This window comes from Bacillus pseudomycoides DSM 12442 (assembly GCF_000161455.1).
Classification (GTDB): domain Bacteria; phylum Bacillota; class Bacilli; order Bacillales; family Bacillaceae_G; genus Bacillus_A; species Bacillus_A pseudomycoides.
Genome location: NZ_CM000745.1, coordinates 4,842,685 through 4,847,728, shown reverse-complemented (window position 1 = coordinate 4,847,728; position 5,044 = coordinate 4,842,685). Strand labels below are relative to the sequence as shown.

Annotated in this window: 5 protein-coding genes and 2 pseudogenes; all 7 read left to right on the top strand. The window is 35.7% G+C overall.

Going from position 1 to position 5,044, the window contains the following annotated elements; all coding sequences use genetic code 11:
* On the top strand, positions 1 to 760 hold a 760-nt coding region (gene mobP2 / locus BPMYX0001_RS24580; protein WP_033799746.1), incomplete at its 5' end, for a MobP2 family relaxase.
* Positions 757 to 1,227 (top strand): hypothetical protein, encoded by a 471-nt coding sequence (locus BPMYX0001_RS24575; protein ID WP_033799313.1) that lies wholly within the window; start codon positions 757 to 759, stop codon positions 1,225 to 1,227. The genes mobP2 and BPMYX0001_RS24575, both read left to right, overlap by 4 nt.
* A 19-nt stretch (positions 1,228 to 1,246) precedes the next feature.
* Positions 1,247 to 1,663: a hypothetical protein gene (locus BPMYX0001_RS24570; RefSeq protein WP_006096895.1), complete on the top strand. Its 417-nt coding sequence runs from the start codon at positions 1,247 to 1,249 to the stop codon at positions 1,661 to 1,663.
* Positions 1,664 to 1,717: 54 nt separating this feature from the next.
* Entirely contained in the window at positions 1,718 to 1,999 is a 282-nt protein-coding gene (locus BPMYX0001_RS24565) for a hypothetical protein (protein WP_006096894.1), read from the top strand.
* Positions 1,992 to 2,429: pseudogene (locus BPMYX0001_RS24560) on the top strand (ArdC family protein); the annotation flags it as partial. The gene BPMYX0001_RS24565 and the pseudogene BPMYX0001_RS24560, both read left to right, overlap by 8 nt.
* 603 nt (positions 2,430 to 3,032) lie before the next feature.
* The gene (locus tag BPMYX0001_RS24555; RefSeq protein ID WP_033799744.1) at positions 3,033 to 4,850 is read left to right on the top strand and encodes a reverse transcriptase domain-containing protein; all 1,818 of its coding nucleotides are present in this window, start codon (positions 3,033 to 3,035) and stop codon (positions 4,848 to 4,850) included.
* A 94-nt stretch (positions 4,851 to 4,944) separates the two neighbouring features.
* Positions 4,945 to 5,044: pseudogene (locus BPMYX0001_RS35025) on the top strand (ArdC family protein); the annotation flags it as partial.

The following is a 5,044-nucleotide window of genomic DNA, read 5'->3' as shown; positions in this document are numbered from 1 at the left end:
AATTTGGTCAGGAGCGATTCACTATAATACGGATAACCTTCACATTCATGTCGCAACTGTTGAACCATTTCCAACGAGAGAACGAGGGAAGCGAAAACAAAAAACATTGGATGCGATGAAGGGGAAAGTGGTTCAAAATATTATGGATCGTGGTCAGGAACAAAAACAGATTAATGATTTAATTCGAAAGAATATGGTTGCAAAAAAGAAAGAAGATTCCACATTCACATGGCGCAATCGAGAGCTAAAACCATTATTCCAGTTCATTTATAAACGCTTACCAGAAGATAAAAGGCAATGGCAATACAGTTACAATACATTGCGCCCACTACGTCCTCATCTCGATGCATTAACGAAAAAATATATTGAGAAGCATCATAAAGAAGATTATAAGCAGTTTCTTCAAAAGTTAGATAAAGAAGTAGATGTATTAAAGAGAGCATATGGAGAAGGTTCTGGTGATAAAAAACGCTATGAAAATTATAAAGAAAATAAGATAGAAGAGCTTCACAAGCGAATGGGAAATGCGTTTTTACAAGAGATGAAAGCATACGATAAAGAACGACAGCGCATTGATAAAATGTTAGATCGAAAGCCCAGTCAGCGAAAGAACTTTCAACAAAATGTTTCGATGCAGTATGCACTTAGGAAAATGGAAGGTGCATTCAAAAGTGAATATGAAAGTTGGAAAAATCAACGTTATTATGAGCGTCTTCAAAGAGAAATCCAACAACAAAATGAGAGGGGATATGAACGATGAAAGAGAACGAAGTAAAGCGGGTATTTACGATTGACGAGGAAACAGATCATTACTTTAGGGCTTATATGGAAGAACATCAAATTCGCTATAACGGTGTAGCACTTGCAAAAATGTGTAGAGATCATGAGCAGGCAAAACAGCAAGAATGGTCGCTTCGATATATTACAGAAGTCGTGACAAAGCACCTTCATGAGGTGTTGAAAGAAGAACTTACAAAAATCCGACTTGGTACGAATAGTGCTGATAAAAATACACAAATGTTAATTGAGTTTATGAATGGCATCTATGAGCATGAACAGTATCAAGGGGTTTGCACAACTGATATTGCAGAAACAGAAGCAACAACGCATATAAGAAAAGTAGTAGAGGATAGAATTGCACATAAAAGACAAAAGAAGATGGATCATCAAGCTTCAAAGGGACAACAACAAGACGTGTTTGTTCCAGTGGAGGAAGTGAATTTATAAAGAAAGGTTGGTGCGTGTAATGGGAAAGTGTGATGTTTGTGGATCATACACAAGAGAAGGAAACTATGGTCAGTCTCGATATATCTGTGAAAATATAAAATGTGAAAGAGCAAATCCTGATTGGGCTTATGAAAGAAGAAATGAAATTTTAAAACCTTTTTTTGAGGAAATGGAGAAATATAGTTCTTTTAGTGAAGGTACGATTGATTTTTATGATACTAGGTGGATTGGAGATGGTTCCGCCGAAATCACATTGAAAGATGGTACTGAATTTATGTGTCACTTAAAAGAAGGTAAATTTAATCCGTTTGACTTTCCTCATTTCGAAGAGATGGAAATCAATATTAGTGAGAATGTAATTAAAGAAATAAAAGAAAATATGCTTAAATTAATTGAGTTGAGAGAAGAAATGAGGGAAGCAATTCAACATAGATAGTGTGACATTTCGATTTTTAATATTGTTTAAACTAACAAAAGAGGAGAAGATAAAATGCTATTGTTTCATGAAGATATTGAACTTGGAATTATAAAATGTATTGGCGAAAGAGAAGTTACTTTTCACGTCGCAAATCAAGAAGTTACAATCCCATTAACAGAAGAGGAAGAACAAGAGTTATTTGATTATATTGAGCTTCCAGAAAACGATTTACTGATTCCCATCAACATGAAAACTTATAAAATATGTGTTCCAACAGACTTAGAAACTTGGAATGAAGAAACGATGGATGAATTAATAGAAGCTTCATCAAAGGGAGCGGAAAACAATGAGTAAAAAGCGTTCCCCTGTTTCATTTGAAGAGAAAAAACAAAAGGTAGTAGCACTCACGAAAAAGATGGAAAAAAGTATAGAAGGTTATTTTCGTTCACCAGGAGATTTAAAAGAGTATTTGTCATTTATGGCAAAATTCTATCGCTATTCACCATCTAACATTGCATTAATACAGAGTCAATTTGAGGGATCCAGAGCCGTGGGTTCCTTTTCTTTTTGGAAAGAAAAAGGATTTTCGGTTAATAAGGGTGAGAAAGGAATACAGATCCTTGTTCCGAACCGAACAACAGCAAAATTTAAAGACAAAAGGGGAACTTGGGAACCTGTTGCAAAAGCGAATGAAGAAGAGAAAAAACAGATTGAATCTAAAAGTATAGAAGTGAAACCAGGTCGTCTATATTTTTCTGTCGGCTATGTATTCGATGTGTCGCAAGTGCGCCCATAAGGCGCTCTAACGATTCGCTATGTAGCAATAGCGTAGAGTAGACCATCAAAGCTCTATCACTACCCAACTTACCCGTTCAGAAGAAATTCTACGGCGACCATAGCATGTTGGGACGTCACTAGTCGGTTAGTTACCAAATCGCAACTGGGTGGCCGGTGAAAGATGATAAATAAGGATGAAGGCTACACTGCTTGAATGACAGTCCAAGGGGGTTTAAACGTCACCCATAACGGAAGGTAGCTACAAACGTTATGTGACTGAAGCTGGTAAAGGTGTTTGGTTACTTTATCACATATGGAAAATACGTTGTTTGTGTGCGTAATTTTCAGATGGTCCACAGTCAATCAACCTCAATAAGAGGAAAAGGGCAAACGTCACATCCGACATTATCATAAGCTCGTCGTTAGAGATGCTAAATGGGGATTACCTAAGTTAAAATGCTAACAATTTTAGCTATGATACAAAATGGTATCTGAATATTTAATAAGGTAACGGAGTTCTCGTAGTAGTCCGAGCTAGGGAAAGCCTAGTACATGGCAAAGGAGAACAGCTTATCTAGTCTAAAAAATACAGGAAAGTGTGGGAGACACGTTGAGAAATCCTAATGTGATTTTAGACAATCTAGCTAGAAAGGCCAAAGATCAAGACTATACCTTTGAAAGGGTATACAGAAATCTTTATAACCCAATGTTTTACATGGCAGCGTACAACAAAATCTATGCAAATCCAGGCAACATGACAAAAGGTGTAGATGGATTCACAATTGATGGAATGAGTTTAAATAGAATCGAAAAAGTCATTGAAAAATTAAAAGATGAAAGCTATCAACCTAATCCCGTGAAAAGAACTTTTATCCCTAAAAAGAGAGGTGGAAGAAGACCGTTAGGTATTCCTTCATTCGATGATAAGTTAGTCCAAGAGGTAGTAAGGAAAATTCTTGAATCGATATTTGAACAACGATTCTCAAAAAATTCACATGGATTTAGACCCCACTTTAGTTGCCATACAGCACTAGTCCAGTGTAAAGAACGATTTAATGGGGTTCGATGGTTCATAGAAGGAGATATAAAAGGTTTTTTTGATAATATAGATCACCACATTTTAATTGGAATTCTTCGTAAGACAATAAAGGATGAAAGATTCATACGTCTAATATGGAAATTTCTAAAGGCGGGCTACGTAGAGAACTGGGCATATCACCGAACCTATAGTGGTACACCTCAAGGTGGAATTATTAGCCCAATCTTAGCAAATATTTATCTTAATGAACTGGATCAATATATTGAAGAGTACAAGAATCAATTTGAAAAAGATACGAAACGTAGAACGACAAAGGCATATATCAAATATCAAAAACGTGCAAGAAGATTCAAAGATAAGTACAAACCTGTTTGGCATCAATTATCTGAAGAAGAAAAGAAACCTCTTATTAAGCAATATAAAAAATTAGAAAAAGATATGTATAAACACCCTTACTTCGACCCTATGGATGAAAATTTCAAACGCCTACAATATGTCCGCTACGCAGATGATTTCATCATTGGAATCATAGGAAGTAAAGAAGATGCAATAAGAGTTAAAAAAGACCTTACGGTCTTTATCTCGCAAAAGCTAAACCTAGAACTATTACAAGAAAAGACATTAATCACACACAGTCATAAGAAAGCTAGGTTTCTAGGCTACGACATTGTAGTTGTACGATCTCAACAGCTAAAGAAGCGAAAAGATGGGGCGAAGACACGAGGAAACAGCTATAAATGTCACCTTTATGTACCTCGCGAGGCTTGGGTGGAAAAACTAAAAGAACTTAGGGCTATTAAATTTTCAAGGGATAATAAATGGAAGCCAATTCATAGAACATATTTAATTAGTTATGATGATCTCGAAATTCTGAGCATTTATAATGCGGAAATTAAAGGACTATATGAATATTACAAACTTGCCAATAATGTAAGCACTTTGCACCATTTTCTATATTTCATGAAGTACAGTATGTTCAAAACATACGCACGAAAATATAGGAAATCAGTTAAACAAATTATTGCTAAGTACAATATAAATGGAAAGTTCGGAGTTAAATATAGGACTAAAAATGGTCAGCAAACGAGACTCTTTTATGATGAAGGTTTCCATAAATTAAAAACAAAAGAAAAATCTTATTTTTTCAATGACAATCAACCTCCTAAATTCTATTTTGATGCAAGAAATAGCTTAATAAAAAAATTAGCATCTTTCAAATGTGGATATTGTGGGATTGAAAACGTTCCTATCGAAATGCATCATGTCCGGAAGTTAAAAGACCTTAAAGGAAAAAAGCGTTGGGAACAACATATGATTGCTCGTAAAAGAAAAACCATTCCATTGTGTATCTCCTGCCATGATAGATTGCACGCAGGAAAGCTAGATTGATAAGTGGAGAGCCGGATACATGGAGACGTGTACGTCCGGTTCGGGGGAGAGCGTTTGGAAACCTGTTCTAGTAATAGAATAAGGCGCTGGGCGCTTATCCTACACGAACGCAAAAGCGGAAGATTTGCCTCATATTTTTCCAAATCGTTGGCTAGAAGGAACTGTGAAAGATTATAAGAGTTTGTACAAAGGTA

Bases quoted from the DNA above. Each gene is read 5' to 3' on its own strand.
- BPMYX0001_RS24570 (WP_006096895.1), top strand. From the start codon at position 1,247: ATGGGAAAGTGTGATGTTTGTGGATCATACACAAGAGAAGGAAACTAT.
- BPMYX0001_RS24565 (WP_006096894.1), top strand. From the start codon at position 1,718: ATGCTATTGTTTCATGAAGATATTGAACTTGGAATTATAAAATGTATT.
- BPMYX0001_RS24575 (WP_033799313.1), top strand. From the start codon at position 757: ATGAAAGAGAACGAAGTAAAGCGGGTATTTACGATTGACGAGGAAACA.